General features: G+C 71.1%; 20 protein-coding genes and 1 pseudogene. 12 read left to right on the forward strand and 9 right to left on the reverse strand.

From position 1 onward, the window contains the following. The 3 genes and pseudogenes from ACIP89_RS34070 to ACIP89_RS34080 form a co-directional block, all read right to left on the reverse strand. Nucleotides 1-83 (reverse strand): annotated as a pseudogene (locus ACIP89_RS34070) (electron transfer flavoprotein subunit beta); the annotation flags it as partial. A gap of 201 nt (nucleotides 84-284) precedes the next feature. Then, nucleotides 285-791 carry a flavin reductase family protein gene (locus ACIP89_RS34075; protein WP_402118312.1) on the reverse strand — a complete coding sequence of 169 codons (507 nt, stop codon included), beginning with the start codon at nucleotides 789-791 and terminating at the stop codon, nucleotides 285-287. Between the two features lie 214 nt (nucleotides 792-1,005). Beyond that, nucleotides 1,006-1,332, reverse strand: a complete 327-nt coding sequence (locus tag ACIP89_RS34080; protein WP_401933827.1) for a TlpA family protein disulfide reductase — start codon at nucleotides 1,330-1,332, stop codon at nucleotides 1,006-1,008. A 218-nt stretch (nucleotides 1,333-1,550) separates the two neighbouring features. Between ACIP89_RS34080 and ACIP89_RS34085 the strand changes: the two genes are divergently transcribed. Next, complete coding sequence (locus tag ACIP89_RS34085) at nucleotides 1,551-2,273, forward strand: lysophospholipid acyltransferase family protein (protein WP_401932560.1); 723 nt, start codon at nucleotides 1,551-1,553, stop codon at nucleotides 2,271-2,273. A gap of 235 nt (nucleotides 2,274-2,508) precedes the next feature. On the opposite strand, the gene ACIP89_RS34090 is transcribed toward ACIP89_RS34085, so the two are convergent. From ACIP89_RS34090 to ACIP89_RS34100, 3 genes are read right to left on the reverse strand one after another with little or no spacing between them, the layout of a single operon-like run. Next, the gene (locus ACIP89_RS34090) at nucleotides 2,509-3,588 is read right to left on the reverse strand and encodes a threonine aldolase family protein (protein WP_401932563.1); all 1,080 of its coding nucleotides are present in this window, start codon (nucleotides 3,586-3,588) and stop codon (nucleotides 2,509-2,511) included. Then, nucleotides 3,567-4,334, reverse strand: coding sequence for an SDR family NAD(P)-dependent oxidoreductase (locus ACIP89_RS34095; RefSeq protein ID WP_328698292.1), 768 nt, complete (start codon nucleotides 4,332-4,334; stop codon nucleotides 3,567-3,569). Before ACIP89_RS34095 ends, ACIP89_RS34090 begins: the two co-directional genes overlap by 22 nt. 26 nt (nucleotides 4,335-4,360) lie before the next feature. Further along, nucleotides 4,361-5,758, reverse strand: coding sequence for a DUF6421 family protein (locus ACIP89_RS34100; RefSeq protein WP_402118242.1), 1,398 nt, complete (start codon nucleotides 5,756-5,758; stop codon nucleotides 4,361-4,363). Between the two features lie 326 nt (nucleotides 5,759-6,084). Here ACIP89_RS34100 and ACIP89_RS34105 point away from each other — a divergent pair, with 326 nt between their 5' ends. Together ACIP89_RS34105 and ACIP89_RS34110 are read left to right on the forward strand one after the other, a co-directional pair. Beyond that, entirely contained in the window at nucleotides 6,085-6,210 is a 126-nt protein-coding gene (locus ACIP89_RS34105; RefSeq protein ID WP_401932569.1) for a hypothetical protein, read from the forward strand. A gap of 92 nt (nucleotides 6,211-6,302) precedes the next feature. Next, nucleotides 6,303-6,986, forward strand: a complete 684-nt coding sequence (locus tag ACIP89_RS34110; protein ID WP_401932572.1) for a glycerophosphodiester phosphodiesterase — start codon at nucleotides 6,303-6,305, stop codon at nucleotides 6,984-6,986. Nucleotides 6,987-6,993: 7 nt separating this feature from the next. Here the strand turns inward: ACIP89_RS34110 and ACIP89_RS34115 are convergent, their stop codons facing one another. Continuing rightward, on the reverse strand, nucleotides 6,994-7,551 hold the full coding sequence (locus tag ACIP89_RS34115) for a GNAT family N-acetyltransferase (RefSeq protein ID WP_401932575.1): 558 nt from the start codon (nucleotides 7,549-7,551) through the stop codon (nucleotides 6,994-6,996). A gap of 75 nt (nucleotides 7,552-7,626) precedes the next feature. Between ACIP89_RS34115 and ACIP89_RS34120 the strand changes: the two genes are divergently transcribed. The 7 genes from ACIP89_RS34120 to ACIP89_RS34150 all read left to right on the forward strand — a co-directional run bounded on the left by ACIP89_RS34120 (nucleotide 7,627) and on the right by ACIP89_RS34150 (nucleotide 12,157). Then, entirely contained in the window at nucleotides 7,627-8,013 is a 387-nt protein-coding gene (locus ACIP89_RS34120) for a VOC family protein (RefSeq protein WP_402118244.1), read from the forward strand. A gap of 142 nt (nucleotides 8,014-8,155) precedes the next feature. Continuing rightward, nucleotides 8,156-8,746: a DUF5134 domain-containing protein gene (locus ACIP89_RS34125; protein WP_401932581.1), complete on the forward strand. Its 591-nt coding sequence runs from the start codon at nucleotides 8,156-8,158 to the stop codon at nucleotides 8,744-8,746. A gap of 87 nt (nucleotides 8,747-8,833) precedes the next feature. Beyond that, nucleotides 8,834-9,769, forward strand: a complete 936-nt coding sequence (locus ACIP89_RS34130) for a M56 family metallopeptidase (RefSeq protein ID WP_402118246.1) — start codon at nucleotides 8,834-8,836, stop codon at nucleotides 9,767-9,769. Nucleotides 9,770-10,125: 356 nt separating this feature from the next. Then, nucleotides 10,126-10,821, forward strand: coding sequence for a phosphatase PAP2 family protein (locus tag ACIP89_RS34135; protein WP_402118247.1), 696 nt, complete (start codon nucleotides 10,126-10,128; stop codon nucleotides 10,819-10,821). A gap of 47 nt (nucleotides 10,822-10,868) precedes the next feature. After that, complete coding sequence (locus ACIP89_RS34140; protein WP_401933807.1) at nucleotides 10,869-11,570, forward strand: HAD family hydrolase; 702 nt, start codon at nucleotides 10,869-10,871, stop codon at nucleotides 11,568-11,570. Between the two features lie 70 nt (nucleotides 11,571-11,640). Further along, the gene (locus ACIP89_RS34145) at nucleotides 11,641-11,820 is read left to right on the forward strand and encodes a hypothetical protein (protein ID WP_073736034.1); all 180 of its coding nucleotides are present in this window, start codon (nucleotides 11,641-11,643) and stop codon (nucleotides 11,818-11,820) included. A gap of 112 nt (nucleotides 11,821-11,932) precedes the next feature. Beyond that, a complete protein-coding gene (locus tag ACIP89_RS34150; RefSeq protein ID WP_311307251.1) occupies nucleotides 11,933-12,157 on the forward strand; it encodes a hypothetical protein in 225 nt (74 codons plus the stop codon). Between the two features lie 126 nt (nucleotides 12,158-12,283). Here the strand turns inward: ACIP89_RS34150 and ACIP89_RS34155 are convergent, their stop codons facing one another. After that, nucleotides 12,284-13,774, reverse strand: a complete 1,491-nt coding sequence (locus ACIP89_RS34155) for an LVIVD repeat-containing protein (RefSeq protein WP_401933804.1) — start codon at nucleotides 13,772-13,774, stop codon at nucleotides 12,284-12,286. A gap of 175 nt (nucleotides 13,775-13,949) precedes the next feature. Between ACIP89_RS34155 and ACIP89_RS34160 the strand changes: the two genes are divergently transcribed. Continuing rightward, complete coding sequence (locus ACIP89_RS34160; protein ID WP_401933801.1) at nucleotides 13,950-14,621, forward strand: DUF305 domain-containing protein; 672 nt, start codon at nucleotides 13,950-13,952, stop codon at nucleotides 14,619-14,621. Nucleotides 14,622-14,705: 84 nt separating this feature from the next. Then, a complete protein-coding gene (locus tag ACIP89_RS34165) occupies nucleotides 14,706-16,079 on the forward strand; it encodes an FAD-dependent oxidoreductase (RefSeq protein WP_401932600.1) in 1,374 nt (457 codons plus the stop codon). 34 nt (nucleotides 16,080-16,113) lie between these two features. Here the strand turns inward: ACIP89_RS34165 and ACIP89_RS34170 are convergent, their stop codons facing one another. Beyond that, nucleotides 16,114-16,482, reverse strand: coding sequence for an ArsR/SmtB family transcription factor (locus ACIP89_RS34170; protein ID WP_401932603.1), 369 nt, complete (start codon nucleotides 16,480-16,482; stop codon nucleotides 16,114-16,116). Nucleotides 16,483-16,509 lie beyond the last annotated feature (27 nt).

Consider the following 16,509-nt stretch of genomic DNA (forward strand, 5'->3'; position numbering starts at 1 on the left):
TCCAACGTCAGGTCATCGGCGAAATGCCGGTCACCGGTCGCGTCGGGCACGTACTTCACACAGACAACGATCCTCAAGCTCACGCCGGCTCTCCTACTGCATCGTCATTTCCGGGCTGCCTTGTTGCACGCAGCATAGGCGCCTGATGGGGCGATTTCCGGTCGGTGCGACCGACGCTCCGACCGTAATATTACTCGCCAGTACACCCAGTACCTGCCCCGTAGGCAAGCGCTCTGAACTGTGATCTGCCCAACGCCGCCCCGCCCCGTGCCACCAAGGCGTTCTCAGTCTCGCAGAGCGGTGAACCGGCCCTGGTGGTAGACCAGCGGGCGCCCGGACCCGGCCGGATCCCCGACCACCGCCTGGGCGATCACGATCCGGTGGTCCCCCGCGGGAATCCGCGCCACGACCCGGCAGACCAGCCATGCGAGCACGCCGTCCAGCAGCGGGACGCCTTCCGGGCCACTGCGCCAATAGGTGGACGGGCCGAACCTGTCGGCGCCGCTGCGCGCGAAGGTGGCGGCCAGTTCCCGCTGATGCTCGCCGAGTATGTGGACCCCGATGTGCTCCGCCTCCGCGACGACCGGCCAGCTGGAGGAGGAGGTGCCCACACCGAAGGAGATGAGCGGGGGCTCTGCGGCCACGGAGTTGAGGGAGGTCGCCGTGAAGCCGACCGGCCAGTCACCGGCGGCGGTGATCACGGCGACTCCGGCGGCGTGCTGCCGGAAGACGGAGCGCAGGAGGTCCGGGGATGCCGTCTGCGCGGTGCCGAGTCCGGGTGATGCCGTAATGGGCGATGCCGTCATGGAGGTGTCGTCCTTCTGCGCGTCGGGGGTACGGGGCCGTGGATGCTCAGGCATCCGGACAGCGCGCGCTCGCGCAGCGGGCGAGATCGACGTGGACCCGGCCGTGGAGAAGGAGTACTGGCGGCATAGCGTCAGACTGACGATGACTGGTGGCTGCGGTCAAGACCGTCCCGCAAGGTGGGAGATGTGTCACGGTCCGTCATATCGCCCGTCCCAGTGCGGCCACGACATCGACGGTGCGCGGCTGTCCGGCGGCCCGTTCGACGATCCGGCCGGCGGCGTCGAGCACCAGAACGGTCGGGGTCGCGCTGATGCCGAGCTCGCGCACCAGAGTGAGATGCGCCTCGGCGTCGATCTCCACGTGGGTGACGCCTTCGACCATGGCGGCCACCTCGGCGAGCGTGCGACGGGTGGCCCGGCAGGGCTGGCAGAAGGCGCTGGAGAACTGCACGAGCGTCGCCCGCTCCCCCAGTTCCACGCCGAGTTGGGCGATATCCAGTCTGTCCACCCGTACCTGCCCGTCCACCTTCGGCCTCCTGCCAGAGCTCTGCCCAAAGAGACAGCACCGCCGGCCGCCGGGACATTCCCGGCCGTTCCACGTGACGAGAATCTCGCGCCCCGCGCCCGCCGAGACTGGCCACCGCGACGCGCATGGGGCACGATCGGCCCAATGCCGAAAACCTACGGCTGCGTAACTTCCGCCGGGAGAACCCTCCCCAGGCGCTGAAGAAGGGTCTCCCCCAGATGGCAGAACTCGTCTATCGGCCGGTCATCGGCGCCGCTCGTACGTTTTTCAAGGCGCTCGACCTGAAGATCGACACCCAGGGTTCGGAGCACATCCCGAAGACTGGTGGCGCGGTTCTGGTCAGCAACCACATCAGCTATCTGGACTTCATCTTCACGGGGCTCACGACGCTGCCGCAGAAGCGGCTCGTCCGCTTCATGGCGAAGGAATCGGTGTTCCGGCACAAGGTCTCCGGACCACTGATGCGCGGCATGAAGCACATTCCCGTCGACCGCAAGCAGGGCGAGGACGCCTATGCGCACGCCCTCGCCTCGCTGCGCTCCGGCGAGATCGTGGGCGTGTTCCCGGAGGCGACGATCTCGGAGTCCTTCACGCTGAAGAACTTCAAGTCGGGTGCCGCACGGCTGGCCCAGGAGGCCGGGGTGCCGCTGATCCCGATGGCGCTCTGGGGAACGCAGCGGCTGTGGACCAAGGGCCGCCCGCGCAACTTCAGGCGGAGCCACATCCCCGTCACGATCCGCGTCGGCGAGCCGGTGGAGGCCCCCACCGACCAGTACGCGGGCGCGATCACCCGCCGGCTGCGGGAGCGTGTGCAGGAACTGCTCGAAGCCGCTCAGCGCGCCTACCCGGTGCGCCCGAGGGACGCGAACGACACCTGGTGGGTGCCCGCGCACCTGGGCGGCACGGCCCCGACACCCGCCGAGGTCCGCGAGCGGGGCTGACGCGGGCCGGAGTGACGTTTCACCGGAGTGACGTTTCAGCTGTGCCCGTGCACCGGTCCCGCGGGTCCAGCGCGACACCGGACGTGTGCGCTTCAGACCGGGCGGCCGCGGCGCGGTCAACCCGTGCACCGGTCCCCGGGGCCCGCTGAATCAGTTCCACCGCCGCTGAGCGCGACTGTGCGGCCGACCAGGAGTCAGTCACTCCCGGGTCGGCCGCACAGCAACGCGGTATCGGCTAGGCCGCCAGCTCTTCCTTCAGCGCGAGGACGAAGGCGTCGACATCGTCCTCCGTGGTGTCGAAGGCGCACATCCAGCGCACGTCCCCGGCCTTCTCGTCCCAGAAGTAGAAGCGAAACCGCTTCTGGAGCCGCTCGCTCACCGCGTGCGGCAGCCGGGCAAAGACGGCGTTGGCCTGGACCGGGTAGAGGATCTCCACGCCGCCCACCGCGCGGACCCCCTCGGCCAGCCGCTGGGCCATCGCGTTGGCGTGCCGGGCATTGCGCAGCCAGAGGTCTCCGGCCAGCAGCGCCTCCAGCTGTACCGAGACGAAGCGCATCTTGGAGGCGAGCTGCATCGAGAGCTTGCGCAGATGCTTCATGGCGCGGACCGCGTCCGGATTCAGGACCACGACCGCCTCACCGAAGAGGGCGCCGTTCTTGGTGCCGCCGAAAGAGAGCACATCGACGCCGACGGCGTTGGTGAAGGTGCGCATCGGCACGTCCAGGGAAGCCGCAGCATTGGCTATCCGCGCCCCGTCGAGATGGACCTTCATGCCGTGCCCGTGGGCGTGCTCGCAGATGGCGCGGATTTCACCGGGCGTGTAGACCGTGCCGAGCTCGGTGTTCTGGGTGATCGAGACGACCTGCGGCATGGCGCGGTGCTCGTCGTCCCAGCCGTACGCCTCGCGGTCGATGAGCTCGGGCGTCAGCTTGCCGTCCTCGGTCGGCACCGTGAGCAGCTTGAGGCCACCGACCCGTTCCGGCGCACCGCCCTCGTCCACGTTGATGTGCGCGGACTCGGCGCAGATGACCGCACCCCAGCGGTCGGTCATCGCCTGGAGCGACACCACGTTGGCGCCGGTTCCGTTGAACACCGGAAAGGCTTCGGCGGTGGGGCCGAAGTGGCTGTGCATGACGCGCTGGAGGTGTCCGGTGTAGTCGTCCTCGCCGTAGGCGATCTGGTGGCCGCCGTTGGCGAGGGCGAGGGCCGCGAGGATCTCCGGATGGGTGCCCGCGTAGTTGTCACTGGCGAAGCCGCGTACCCGCGGGTCGTGATGACGACGCGCGTCGGTCCTTACGGTTGCGGGGTCAGCCACAGGCGCTTTCCGTTCACTTCCGGGGCGGGCCGGTCCCAGACGCCGGCGATGGCATCGGCCAGTTCCTTGACGTCGGTGAAGCCCGCGAACTTCGCATTCGGGCGCTCGGCGCGCATCGCGTCGTGCACCAGTGCCTTCACGACCAGGATCGCAGCCGCGCTGCGCGTGCCGTCCTCGCCCCCCGCCTTGCGGAAGGCGTCCGCGAGCGCGAGGGTCCAGGCCTCGGCCGCGGCCTTCGAGGCGGCGTACGCGGCGTTGCCCGCGGTGGGGTTGCTGGCGCCGGCCGCGCTGATCAGCAGGTAGCGGCCGCGGTCGCTGCGCTGGAGGCCCTCCTGGAACGCGAGCGAGGTGCTCTGGACGGTGCGGATCAGCAGCTTCTCCAGCAGCGTCCAGTCGGCGAGGTCGGTGTCCGCGAAGGTCGAGCTGCCGCGCCAGCCGCCCACCAGGTGGACCAGGCCGTCGATCCGGCCGAACTCCTTCTCCGTCCGGTCCGCCCACTCCCGGGCCGCTCCCAGGTCGAGCAGATCCACGGTGTCGCCGGTGACCGTGGCGCCGCCGTGGGCGTAGCGGGCCGCGTCGACGGCCTCTGCGAGGCGGGTGGCGTTCGCGTCGGAGGCGACGACGACCGCTCCCGCCTCGGCGAGCCGGAGCAGCGTGGCCCGGCCGGCCGGGCCCGCCGCTCCCGCCACGGCGACCACAGCCCCTTCGAGCGCACCGCTCCCGCTGCCCTTGCCGTTTCCGTTCATGGCCACCGCCTCCTCGCTCCGTGTGCTCACGCGGCCGCCTGCCCGGCGTCCGCGGCGGTGATGCCCTTGGTCGAGGCGATCACGTTCTTCAGCTTCTTGGAGAGCGCCTCATAGAACATGCTCAGGGGAAACTCGTCCGGAAGCACGTCGTCGACGAGTTTGCGGGGCGGCTGGGAGAGGTCCAGGGCGTCGGGGCCCTTGGCCCAGCGGGAGCCGGGGTGCGGCGCCAGATAGCTCGCGACCAGGTCGTACGCGGCGAACCAGTGGACGAGCTTGGGGCGGTCGATGCCGTCGCGGTAGAGCTTCTCGATCTCGCCGCAGAGCTGGTTGGTGATCTGCGGAGCCAGCTCCCAGTCGATCTTCAGGGTGTTGTCGGTCCAGCGCACGACGTCGTGCTTGTGGAGGTACGCGAAGAGGAGCTGACCGCCGAGACCGTCGTAGTTGCGGACGCGCTCGCCGGTGACCGGGAAGCGGAACATCCGGTCGAACAGCACGGCGTACTGCACGTCGCGGCCCTGGCCGAAGCCGTCGGCCTCCAGCTTCACGGCTTCCCGGAAGGCGGTGAGGTCGCAGCGCAGCTCTTCGAGGCCGTACATCCAGAACGGCTGGCGCTGCTTGATCATGAACGGGTCGAAGGGCAGGTCACCGTGGCTGTGGGTGCGGTCGTGGACCATGTCCCAGAGCACGAAGGCCTGCTCGCAGCGCCGCTGGTCGCTCACCATCTCGCGGATGTCGTCGGGCAGCTCGACGCCGAGGAGATCGACGGACGCCTCGGTGACCCGGCGGAAACGGGCGGCCTCACGGTCGCAGAAGATGCCGCCCCAGCTGAAGCGCTCGGGGGCCTCACGCACCGCGATCGTCTCCGGGAAGAGCACCGCGGAGTTGGTGTCGTAGCCGGCGGTGAAGTCCTCGAAGGTGATTCCGCAGAACAGCGGGTTGTCGTAGCGGGTCGCCTCCAGGTCCGCGAGCCACTCGGGCCAGACCATCCGGAGCACGACCGCTTCGAGGTTGCGGTCGGGGTTGCCGTTCTGCGTGTACATAGCGAAGACGACCAGGTGCTGCAGGCCGTCGGCGCGCTCCTTGGCAGGCTGGAAGGCGAGCAGCGAGTCGAGGAAGTCGGGGATGCCGAAGCCTTCGGACGCCCAGCGGCGCAGGTCCGCGACGAGGGCCCGGTGGTACGCGGCGTCGTGCGGAAGCAGCGGGGAGAGCTGTTCGACAGCGGCGGTCACCCGCTCCAGGGCCGCGCCGGCGGCGACAGGGGAGGGCGCGCCCTCGGCCCCGAAGTCGATGGATCCGTCCTTCGACTGCCAGGGACGGATCTCCTCCACGGCATTCTTGAGCGCAGGCCAGGCCGGGTGATCGATCACCCGCTGGGCGGCAGTTATGCCGTCGGCTGCTACGTCTTGCACAAGAATTTCCGTCATAACACTTCCTCCACGGGAGAACCTCGCGTCAAGTAACCGTATCCGTCTGCGGTTCCCCGAGACAAGTGGAGACCTTGAAATTATCCTGTCCGACCGCATGGTCACCGCTTTTTTTCCTGTCCCATGACAGTGTGACGGTCTCTTCCTTCCGCCGGTGGCCACGAGGGCGGTCCGGCGGAGCCGGGCCCCCGTCGCGGTCGTACGCCTGCCCGGCAACCCCGTGCGGGACGCGCCCACGCATGAGTGACCCGAGTCGCGGAGCGAGCGGCCCGGCCGATAGGACGGACGGCGTCAGCTCTTCCCGTACCCCTCCGGAGAACCGCCGCATGAGCATCCGTGCCGTCCTGGTCGCCGCGGTCATCACCGGGTTCCTGCTCGGCGCAGCCGATATCCACGGGCACGGCGCCCCGCTCCCCCGCCCGGCCGCCCCGCTCGCCTCGACGGGGCGCTGAGGGCCGGAGCGCGGTCATGCGACAGTGCCGTGCGGGTAGTGGGTAGGAGCAGAACACGGGGAGACGCCGTCGAAATCGGAAGCGAGAGTGCCTTGTCTTTTCTCACCATCGGTCACCGCGGTGTGATGGGTGTCGAACCGGAGAACACCCTGCGTTCCTTCGTCCACGCCGAGCAGGCCGGGATGGACCTCATCGAACTGGACCTTCACCTGAGCAAGGACGGCGCTCTCGCCGTCATGCACGACGCCGACGTGGACCGGACGACCGACGGCAAGGGCGCGATCGCCGAGAAGACCCTGGCCGAGCTGCGCGAACTCGACGCCGGCCTGGGCGAACGGATTCCCGTCTTCGAGGAGGTGCTCGACGCGGTGGGGTCCGCTATGCAGGCGGAGATCAAGGACGTGGCCGCCGCCCGCACACTGGCCGAGGTGATGCGGCGGCGCCGACTCGTCGACCGGGTCGAGGTGATCTCGTTCCACGACGAGGCCATCGCCGAGATCGCACAGTTGGTGCCGGGGGTGCGGACGGCGCTCGTGGCCAGCCGCTGGGGCAAGGACGTGGTGGACCGCGCCAAGGCGGTGGGCGCCACCCGGCTGGTGCTCAACGTCCGGCGCATCACCCTGGAACTGGTCGAGAAGGCGCACGCCGAGGGGCTGACCGTGGTCGGCTGGGTGGTCAACACCCAGGACCATCTGCGGCTCGCGCGGGGGCTCGGGCTCGACGGCGCGACGACCGACTTCCCGGAGATCCGCCGGGCGGGCCGCTTCACCGCGTAGCCGCTGGTCAGCCGGCCGGCAGTTCCTTGACCAGCAGTTCGAAGGCGAGATCGTCGCGCTGCGGGATACCGAAGCGCTCATCGCCGTACGGGAAGGGGCTCATCCTTCCCGTACGGCGGTAGCCGCGGCGCTCGTACCAGGCGATCAGGTCCTCCCGGACCGATATCACGGTCATCTGCATCTCCCGCACCCCCCAGCTCTCCCTGACGGTGCGCTCGGCCTCGGCGATGATCACCTTGCCGAGGCCGCCGCCCTGGAGCGAGGGGCGGACCGCGAACATCCCGAAGTAGGCGGCCTCTCCGCGGTGCTCCAGCTGGCAGCAGGCGACCGGCGCGCCGTCGCGCTCCACCACGAGCAGCCTGCTGCGGGGGTCCTCCACCACCGCGCGGACCCCCTGCGGGTCGGTCCGCTGCCCCTTCAGGATGTCCGCCTCCGTGGTCCAGCCCGCGCGGCTGGAGTCACCTCGGTACGCGGCCTGGATGAGCTCCACGAGTGCGGGCACATCCGCGTCGGTCGCGTCGCGGAAGGTCAGCTCTCCCGAGTCCCGGGGCGGTGCGGTGTCCATGAAGGGTCTCTCCGATTCTCCGTGTGGCCGTGCCGCAGCAGCGTAGCTCTCCGGTACCGGCCTACGCTCCGGAGCATGGTTCATGTGCTGAGCAGCCGGATTCTGTTGCGCCCCACGGATCCCGAACGGTCACGGGTCTTCTACGGGGAGTCACTCGGCCTGCCCGTCTACCGGGAGTTCGGTACCGGTCCCGAGCGGGGGACGGTCTACTTCCTGGGCGGCGGCTTCCTGGAGGTGTCCGGCCGGGGCGACACGCCACCGGCTCCCGGGCTGCTGCTGTGGCTCCAGGTGGCCGACGTGCGGGCGGCGTACGAGGAGCTGTCGGCCCGGGGTATCGAGGTGCTGCGGGCACCGAGGCGTGAGCCCTGGGGGCTCGACGAGATGTGGATCTCCGATCCGGACGGGGTCCGGATCGCCGTCGTCGAGGTGCCGGAGGACCATCCGCTGCGGTTCAGGCCCTGACGCGCCAGACCGCTCGCACCGACGCGTCCGCAGTACACCACCACCGCGCGCTCCCCCAGTGCTCCAGTGCGCCGCGTACAGGCGTCCGCCTCCGGGCATCGACTAGGCGACGGCGATGTCGTTCGCCCGGGGGAGGTCTGCTGTGCATGGACCGGCGATGTCCGGCTGGCTGCTGATGGCGATGTGCGCGCTGACGGGCGCGTACTGCCTGCTGCGTACCCGCGCCGGGACCGGCGAGGAGCGCAGAACGGCGCGCGCCGAGGCGCTGATGGGCTTCGGCATGGCCGCCATGGCGGTGCCCGCCGCCGTCCTCGCCCCGCCCGCGTGGGCGTGGGCCGTATACGCGGCACTGTTCGGTGCCGCCGCCTTGCGCGCCCTCTGGTTCTCCCGCCGCAGCGGTCACCATCTCCACCATCTGGTCGGCTCTTCCGCGATGGTCTACATGGCCCTCGCCATGGCGGGTCCGGGGACGGCGGTCCACGGCGGGCACGGATCGCACACCATGGCCGCGGCCGGAGGCGTCCCGCTGCTGACGGGGCTGCTCCTCGTCTACTACGCCGTCTATGTGCTGCGTTCGGGCGCCCGGTTGATCCCGGTCGCCGCGACGGCGACCGGTGGCGGGGTGGTGACCGGAGGACCGGCACCGGAGGGCTGGGCGGCCAGGCCGGAGCTGGCCCTGGCCTGCCGTCTGACCATGGGGATATCCATGTTCGCGATGCTGCTCACCCTGTGAGACGGGGAGCCCGGCAAACCGTGGCGTACGTCACTTGCCGAGCGCAGCCATACCCGTGTGCGCCGTGCCCCTCATAGGGTGACGCCCATGTTGGTCTCCTTCGCGCTGCTGCTGCTCGGTGCACTGGCCGCCGTCGTGACCCCGCGGCTGATGGCGCGGGCCGAGTGGCCGGAGCGCGAGCCCGTGGTGGCGCTGTGGGTGTGGCAGTGCGTGGTGGCCGGCGTGCTGCTGTCCTTCGCCCTGTCCATGACGTTCAGCGCCGCCGCGGCCTGGCAGGCGGTACGCGGCCATGTCTTCGCGCCCGCGCCGCACGCCGTGGTCGAGGCGTACGCCCTCGCGGCGTACGGGCCCTGGTCGGCCGTGATGGCCGTGCTGCTGGCACTGGGCGGGGTGTGGACGGCCGCGATGCTGACCCGCGAGATCCGCCGGGCGCGGCTGCGACGCGGGCAGCGGCGCGCCGAACTCCTGGTGCGCTCACCGCTGATGCCCGGCGAGGAGCCCGGCGCCGAACGGCTGGTGGTGCTGGAGGGGGAGCGCCCCGACGCCTGGTGGCTGCCCGGTGCGCCGCCCCAACTGGTCATCACCACCGCGGCGCTGGGACGGCTGAAGGGCCGTCAGCTCGATGCGGTGCTCGCCCATGAGCAGGGCCACGCGAAGGCGCGCCACGACTGGCTGCTGAACTGCTCCGCGGCGCTGGCGTCCGGCTTTCCCCAGGTCCCGGTGTTCGCGGCGTTCCGCGGTGAGATGCACCGGCTCGTCGAACTGGCCGCCGACGATGTGGCGTCGCGCCGCTTCGGCCGGCTGACGACCGCCCTGGCGCTGGTCGAACTCAACGAGGACCGGGGCGTGTTCGGCCCGGCCCCGACACCGGACGCGCAGGTGCCGCTCCGGGTCGACCGGCTGCTGGCCCCCGCCGGGCGGCTCACCGCGGGCCGTCGGCTGCGGCTCACCGCGGCGGCCGCGCTCGTCCCGGCGATTCCCCTGCTGGTCGCGCTCGTTCCGGCGATCAGCGCGCTGGGATAGCGGACACACCGCGCCCGCGAGCGGGACACCCCCCGGAGCCGGGACACGCGCCCTGGGCAGGGAACACACGCTCGGGCCCGGAACACGCCCAGGACCTGGGCGTCGCGAATGGTTCGGAACACGCTCAGCAGCGGGGCACGCCCAGGACCGGGGCACCCTCAGGCCCGAGGTAACGCGAATGGTCCGGGACACCCGCAGGACCGGGGCGTCGCGAGTGGTTCGGAGCACGCCCAGGACCGGGGCACGCCCAGGACCGGGGCACGCTCAGGGCCGGAGCATCGCGAATGGTCCGGGACACGCTCAGGGCCAGGCGCCGCGAATGGCCCGGTACGTCTCGCGTCGGAGAGGATTCCCCCATGCTCTCCTCCCCGCCGCTCCCCCGTCCGGACCGCATCCGCACCTCACGGCGGGCCCTGCGGACCGGAACGGCCTGTGCGGCCCTCTCCCTGGCACTGCTGGTCCTGGTGGCCGCGCGGTGGTCCCCGCTGATGAGCCTGGACCGTACGGTCGTCACCGCCCTCCACCGGCGGGCGGTGACGGAGCCCGGTCTCGTGCACGTCAACCGGGTGCTGACGGACTGGCTCTGGGACCCCTGGACGATGCGCGCGCTGATCGCCGTCGCCGTGGTGGCCCTGTGGTGGCGAGGCGCCCGGTTGCTCGCGGTCTGGGTTGCCGCGAGCAGCGTGTTCTCCAGCCTGCTGCAGCAGGGGATCAAGGCGGCGGTGGACCGGGAGCGGCCCCAGTGGCCCGACCCGGTGGACTCCGCCCACTACGCGGCGTTCCCCTCCGGACACGCGATGACCGCCACGGTGAGCTGCGGGCTGCTGCTGTGGCTGCTGCGCCGGCACGGCGCCGGCCCCCGGGTGTGGCGGGTGGCCCTGGCGGCGGCATGGGTCTCGGTGCTCGGGGTCGGGGTCACCCGGCTCTACCTGGGTGTGCACTGGCCCACCGACGTGCTGGGCGGGTGGCTGCTGGGGGCCGCGCTGGCCGCGTTCACGGTGATGGGATTCGAACGGCACGAGGCCCGTGAACGGCCGTCGCGCGACGTCTGAACAGGCATCCTTGCGGCCCCTCCGGCGCATCGGCAAGGATCGGGGCCATGCCGATCAAGGGTGTGCTCTTCGACTTCTCCGGGACGCTGTTCCGGATCGAGTCCGTCCGGTCCTGGCTCGCCGCCGCCCTCGCCGAGCGGGAGGTGAGCGTGGACGAGGCCGCCTTCGAGCGCTACGTGCGGGAGCTGGAGGCCGTCGGCGCGCTGCCGGGCGGGCCCGCTCCGCAGCGGGTGCCGGAAGACCTGGCGCGGCTCTGGGCCACCCGAGACGAGAGCGTGGACCGGCACCGGGCCGCGTACACCGGGCTCGCCCGTCAGGTCGCGCTGCCGGATCCCGGGCTGTACGACGCGCTGTACGAGCGGCACCGGACCCCGGAGGCCTGGTGTCCGTATCCGGACGCGGCCGAGGTGCTGGGCGCGCTGGCCGCGTCCGGCGTCCGGATCGGCGTGGTGAGCAACATCGGCTGGGACCTGCGGCCGGTCTTCCGGGCGCACGGTCTGGACGCCTTCGTGGACGCGTATGCGCTGTCCTTCGAGCACGGCGTCCAGAAGCCGGACGCACAGCTCTTCCATACCGCCTGCACACTTCTCGGACAGGATCCGGCGGATGTGGTGATGGTCGGAGACGACCGGCACGCGGACGCCGGAGCAGCCGCGGTGGGCTGCGAGGTGCGGTTCGTGGAGCACACTCCGCTGGCCGAGCGGCCGCACGGACTGCTGGAGCTCGGTTTGGCGCCCGGGGTTGCCTGAGGAACATGTGAGAGATGTCCCTTGCGCCCAATGGGTCTGATTGTCACATCGGGGCCTTAGCCTGGTAGGTATGTCCCCGACTCCGTGCCCGTCCGGCTCCGTGCGTTCCGCCGCAGTGGTGAATGAAGACATTCGCCGGCTGTGGCAGCGCTCGGGCGGACGCCTGTCGCCGGAGGACGAGGAGGAGTACCAGCGGCTGCTGGTCGAGTGGGCCGCGGCCACCGGCGGCGGCAACCGGTCCGCGGCCTGAGCCTCGACCGCCGGGCACCCTCTTCCGCCCTCCGCGCGCCCCCTGATGCGCCCCCTGCGCCGGGTTTCCGGTTCACGGTGCGGCGGCCTCCGGCGCGTCGCACCCTGGAGGCATGACACCTCCCCCGATCGTGATCTTCCGCCCGTCCCCCTCAGGCGGGCGACGCGTCACCGTGCAGCGCGGCGGGCGGGTCCAGATACTCGGCCTCGCGCACTCCGACCACGATGTGATCGTTTTCCTGGAGGGCGCGGGGCTCGACGACCCCGAGCGGATTCTGGACAGCCCCGAGTGGGTCGAGTGGCGGGGCGGCCGGGCGCACCGGTACGAGGCTGCCTGAGGCGTCCGGTTCCGCCGATCCCCGGCGTCGCCGGAACCACCGGGTCCCGCCGGGTGAGGCACCCGGCGGAACCCGGTGGCGGTGACGCGCGGACCGGCCCGCTACGGCGGCGGACCGGCCGCCGGCTCAGCGGTCGAAGTAGTCCGGCTGCGTCTGGACGTTGAGCTCGTCCGTCCGCACCCGCTTGGCCGGATCGGTGCGCCGGTCGTCGATCCTCAGGACGTCGAAGCCCTTGTCGATGTCGTTGGAGTAGATGTAGCCGTTGTAGTAGTACGCCGACCACGGCCCGGCCGTGGTGACCTCGTCCAGGGTGACCGGACCGCGCTCGAAGTAGCCGATCTCCTTCGGCTTCGACGAGTCGGTGAAGTCCCAGATGGAGACTCCGCCCTGGTACCAAGCCTGGACCATCAGGTCGCGGCCCTTGACCGGGATGATCGACCCGTTGTGTGCGACACAGACCTCGGTGTCGGCCTGCGGGCGGTCGATCTTGAAGTAGCTGCGGAAGACCAGCTTGCGGTGGTCGCCCCTGCCGACGATGTCGTAGATGCCGTCGGCCCCGCGCTTGGGACCGATCTCCTTGTTGCAGGTGGCGGCGCCACCGCCGCCCAGCTCATCGGTGAAGACGACCTTGTCGGCGCGCTGGTTGAACGTCGCCGAGTGCCAGAAGGCGAAGTTCACGTTGTCCTGCACCCGGTCGATGATCCGCGGGTTCTCCGGGTCCTTGATGGAGAACAGCAGCCCGTCGCCCATGCACGCGCCGGCGGCCAGGTCCTTGGAGGGCAGCACGGTGATGTCGTGGCAGCCGGTGGTCTTGGACACGCCCGGGTTGGCGGGCGCGCCGGGGTTCCCGCCGTCCGGGAAGAGCACCGGGAAGTTCACGATGCGGGACTTCTCCGGTGCCTGGCGCGGCACCTTGATGATGGAGATGCCGTCGTGCGGCGGCTGGCAGTCGGGGAACGTCTCGCTCGGCGAGTACGAGGAGACGTACACGTACACGTTCTTGCGCTCGGGGACGATGGTGTGGGTGTGCGATCCGCAGGCGGTCTCGACGGCGGCGACGTACTTCGGATTGCGCTTGTCGCTGATGTCGAAGACCTTCATGCCCTCCCAGGAGGACTTCTCCGTGGCGGGCTGGGTGGTGCTCGCACAGGAGTTGTCGCTGCGCGAGGAGTCCGTCGACAGGAAGAGCAGGTTCCCGGAGACGGAGATGTCGTTCTGCGATCCCGGGCACAGCACCTGGGCGACCGTCTTCGGAGACTTCGGGTTGCTGATGTCGAAGATCCTGAAGCCGTCGTAGTTCCCGGCGAAGGCGTACTTGCCCTGGAAGGCCAGGTCCGTATTCAGCCCCTTGAGCGCGTCCTTGGGGACGTTGGCGAGATGGGTGATGTTGCGGCTGTGGATGATCTCGTCCACGCCGGGTATCTCACCGCTCCTGATCGCGGCAGTCGCCTCCGCCTCCTGACTCGTGGAGACCTCGGCCGGGGTCGCGGCCGCGTCTCCCGGGTCGGGGGTGGCGGCCGCGGGTCCGGCCATCAGCAGGGTGGCGAAGAGCCCGGCGGCGGCTGCCGCCACGCCCAGACGTCTGCGCCGCACCGGGGTGGTGTGCAACGGGGTCACTGCGTCCTCCCATGGATCCGAATGTGGTTGACCGGTTCACGGACTCCGGCAGTATCGTCCTTGCCATGGACATCCCAACAGGTGGCAACAGGAACGTAATGAAAGTTTCTGAGCACACCTGTGCGTTGACGTGCTAGTACAGAGCGCAACCAGCCATATATCAACGGAGGCCGCTTTGTTGGTTCGTCGTCAGGTCCGCCGGTTCCGCGGACTCGCACTCGCCGTCACCGTGACCGCCGTCGTGCTCACCTCGGCCGGCTGCGACGGAGGAGGCGGCGACAACGGCTCCAAGGGCCGGGCGGCCGGGGGCGGTTCGGTCGTGGCGCCCGGAAAGCCGGGGGAGCCCGCGCGTACGCTCTCCGCCTCCCAGGCCGCGAAGGCCGCCGCCGGCGTGGATACCCCCAACTCGGCGGACGTCCGCTACGTCCGGATGATGATCGAGCACCACGCCCAGGCGCTGGTGCTGACCCGGCTGGTCCCCGCCCGCTCCGGCTCGGCCGCCGTCAAGCGGGTCGCCGAACGCATCACCGCGGCCCAGCAGCCGGAGATCGGCGCGATGAAGGGCTGGCTCAGCCGCAACGGCCGGACGGAGCAGGCCGACGGCCACGACCACGGCACCATGCCCGGCATGGCCACCGACGCCCAGCTCGACCAGCTCCGGGCCGCGAAGGGCAGGGCCTTCGACCGGCTGTTCCTCAAGCTCATGATCACCCATCACCAGGGTGCGGTCGCCATGGCGACAGAGGCGCTCTCGGAGGGAAACAACATCCAGGTCGAGGAGATGGCCGACGACGTCGTCGCCCAGCAGACCGCCGAGATCAGCCGGATGCGGGCCCTGTCCTCCTGACAGAACGCGGAACACCCCGCGCGCCTCTCCCCCGCCGGGTCCGCCGGTGCGATGCTGGAGACACCCTCCGGGAAGAGGTGCGCCGTGCAACGCATCGCCGTCGTCGGCTCCGGCCCCAGCGGGATCTACGCCGCCCAGGCCCTGGTGAACCACCCGCTGCTGCCCGGTGTACGGGTGCACGTCCTGGACCGGCTGCCCTGCCCGTACGGCCTGGTGCGCTACGGCGTCGCCCCCGACCACGAGAAGATCAAGTCGCTCCAGCAGAGCCTGCGGGCCGTCCTGGAACACGACCGGGTCACGTTCGTCGGCAATGTCCCGGTGGGCGGGGACGGGGTGGCGCCCCACCAGCTCGGACAGCTGTACCAGGCGGTGGTCTACTGCGTCGGGGCCGCCGCGGACCGCCCGCTGGCCGTCCCCGGGGAGGAGCTGCCCGGCAGCCACTCCGCGACCGACTTCGTCTCCTGGTACAGCGCGCACCCCGATGCCGCCGCCCGCCGTTTCGCGCTCCAGGCCCGTTCGGCCGTGGTGATCGGGGTCGGCAACGTCGCCGTCGACGTGGCGCGGATCCTCGCACGGGGCGCGGCGGAGCTCCGGCCGACCGACGTGCCGGAGCACGCGCTCGGCGCCCTGGCCGGCAGCCGGGTGCGCGCGATCCACCTGGCCGGCAGGCGGGGACCCTCCCAGGCCCGGTTCACCACCAAGGAGCTCCGGGAACTCGGCGGGCTCCCCGGGGCCCGGATCGTCGTGGACCCGGCCGAGCTCGTCCGGGACCCGGCGTACGCCGGTACGGAACCGGGCTCGCCGCCGCTCCCCGCGATGGTGCGCCGGAACCTCGACGTGCTGCGCGGCTGGGCCACGGACGCCCCGGCCGCCGGGCCGCCACCGCCCCGGACCATCGGGCTGCGGTTCTACCTCCGCCCCGTCGAGCTGCTCGAACGCCGGGGCCGGGTGGCGGGCGTGCGCTTCGCCCGTACGGAACCGGACGGCGGCGGCGGTGTGCGTGACAGCGGTACGTTCGAGGAGATCGAGGCCCAGCTGGTGCTGCGGGCAGTCGGCTACCGGGGGCTGCCGCTGCCCGGCCTGCCCTTCGACCCGGTGCGCGGGACGGTGCCCCACCTGGCCGGACGGGTACTGCGGGACGGGGCCCCCTCGCCCGGGGAGTACGTCGCGGGGTGGATCAAGCGGGGCCCGACCGGGGTGATCGGGTCGAACCGTTCGTGTGCCAAGGAGACGGTCGCCTCGCTGGCCGAGGACGCCCCGCTGCTCGCCGGACGCCGCTGGGCCCCGGATCCGGTGGCCGCGCTGCGGGCGTACGGGCTGCGGCCGGTGGAGTGGGACGGCTGGCTGTCGATCGAGCGGGCGGAGGCGGCCCTGGGGCGGTCGCTCGGCCGGGGGCCGGTGAAGATCCCGGACTGGCCTGGGCTGCTGGACGCGGCGCGGGGCGACGGCCCCACGTGACGCGCGGGGGCACGCACGGCGGTGGCGCGGGCGCTCAGCCCTCGCCCAGCCGGTCCGCCTGCCGGTTCGCCGCTTCCAGCACCCGGTCCAGCAGTCCGGGGAACAGCGCCTCCAGGTCCGCCCGGCGCAGCCCGTTCATCTTGGCGGTGCCCCGGTAGATCTGCTGGACGACGCCGCTCTCGCGCAGCACCCGGAAGTGGTGGGTGGTGGTCGACTTGGTCACCGGAAGGTCGAACCGGGAACAGGTGAGTTCCTCATCGGCGGCGGCCAGTTCACGCACCACGCACAGCCGCACCGGGTCCGAGAGGGCGTGCAGCACCGCCTCGATCCTGATGTCCTCACGCGCCGGGTGGGCCAGCGTGCGCGCGCCGGCGGCAGGCACTGTGGCACTGGCAGGGGTCACGGTGGCTCCACATCGTCGCTTCGTCCG

Source organism: Streptomyces sp. NPDC088730, assembly GCF_044751215.1.
Lineage (GTDB): Bacteria > Actinomycetota > Actinomycetes > Streptomycetales > Streptomycetaceae > Streptomyces.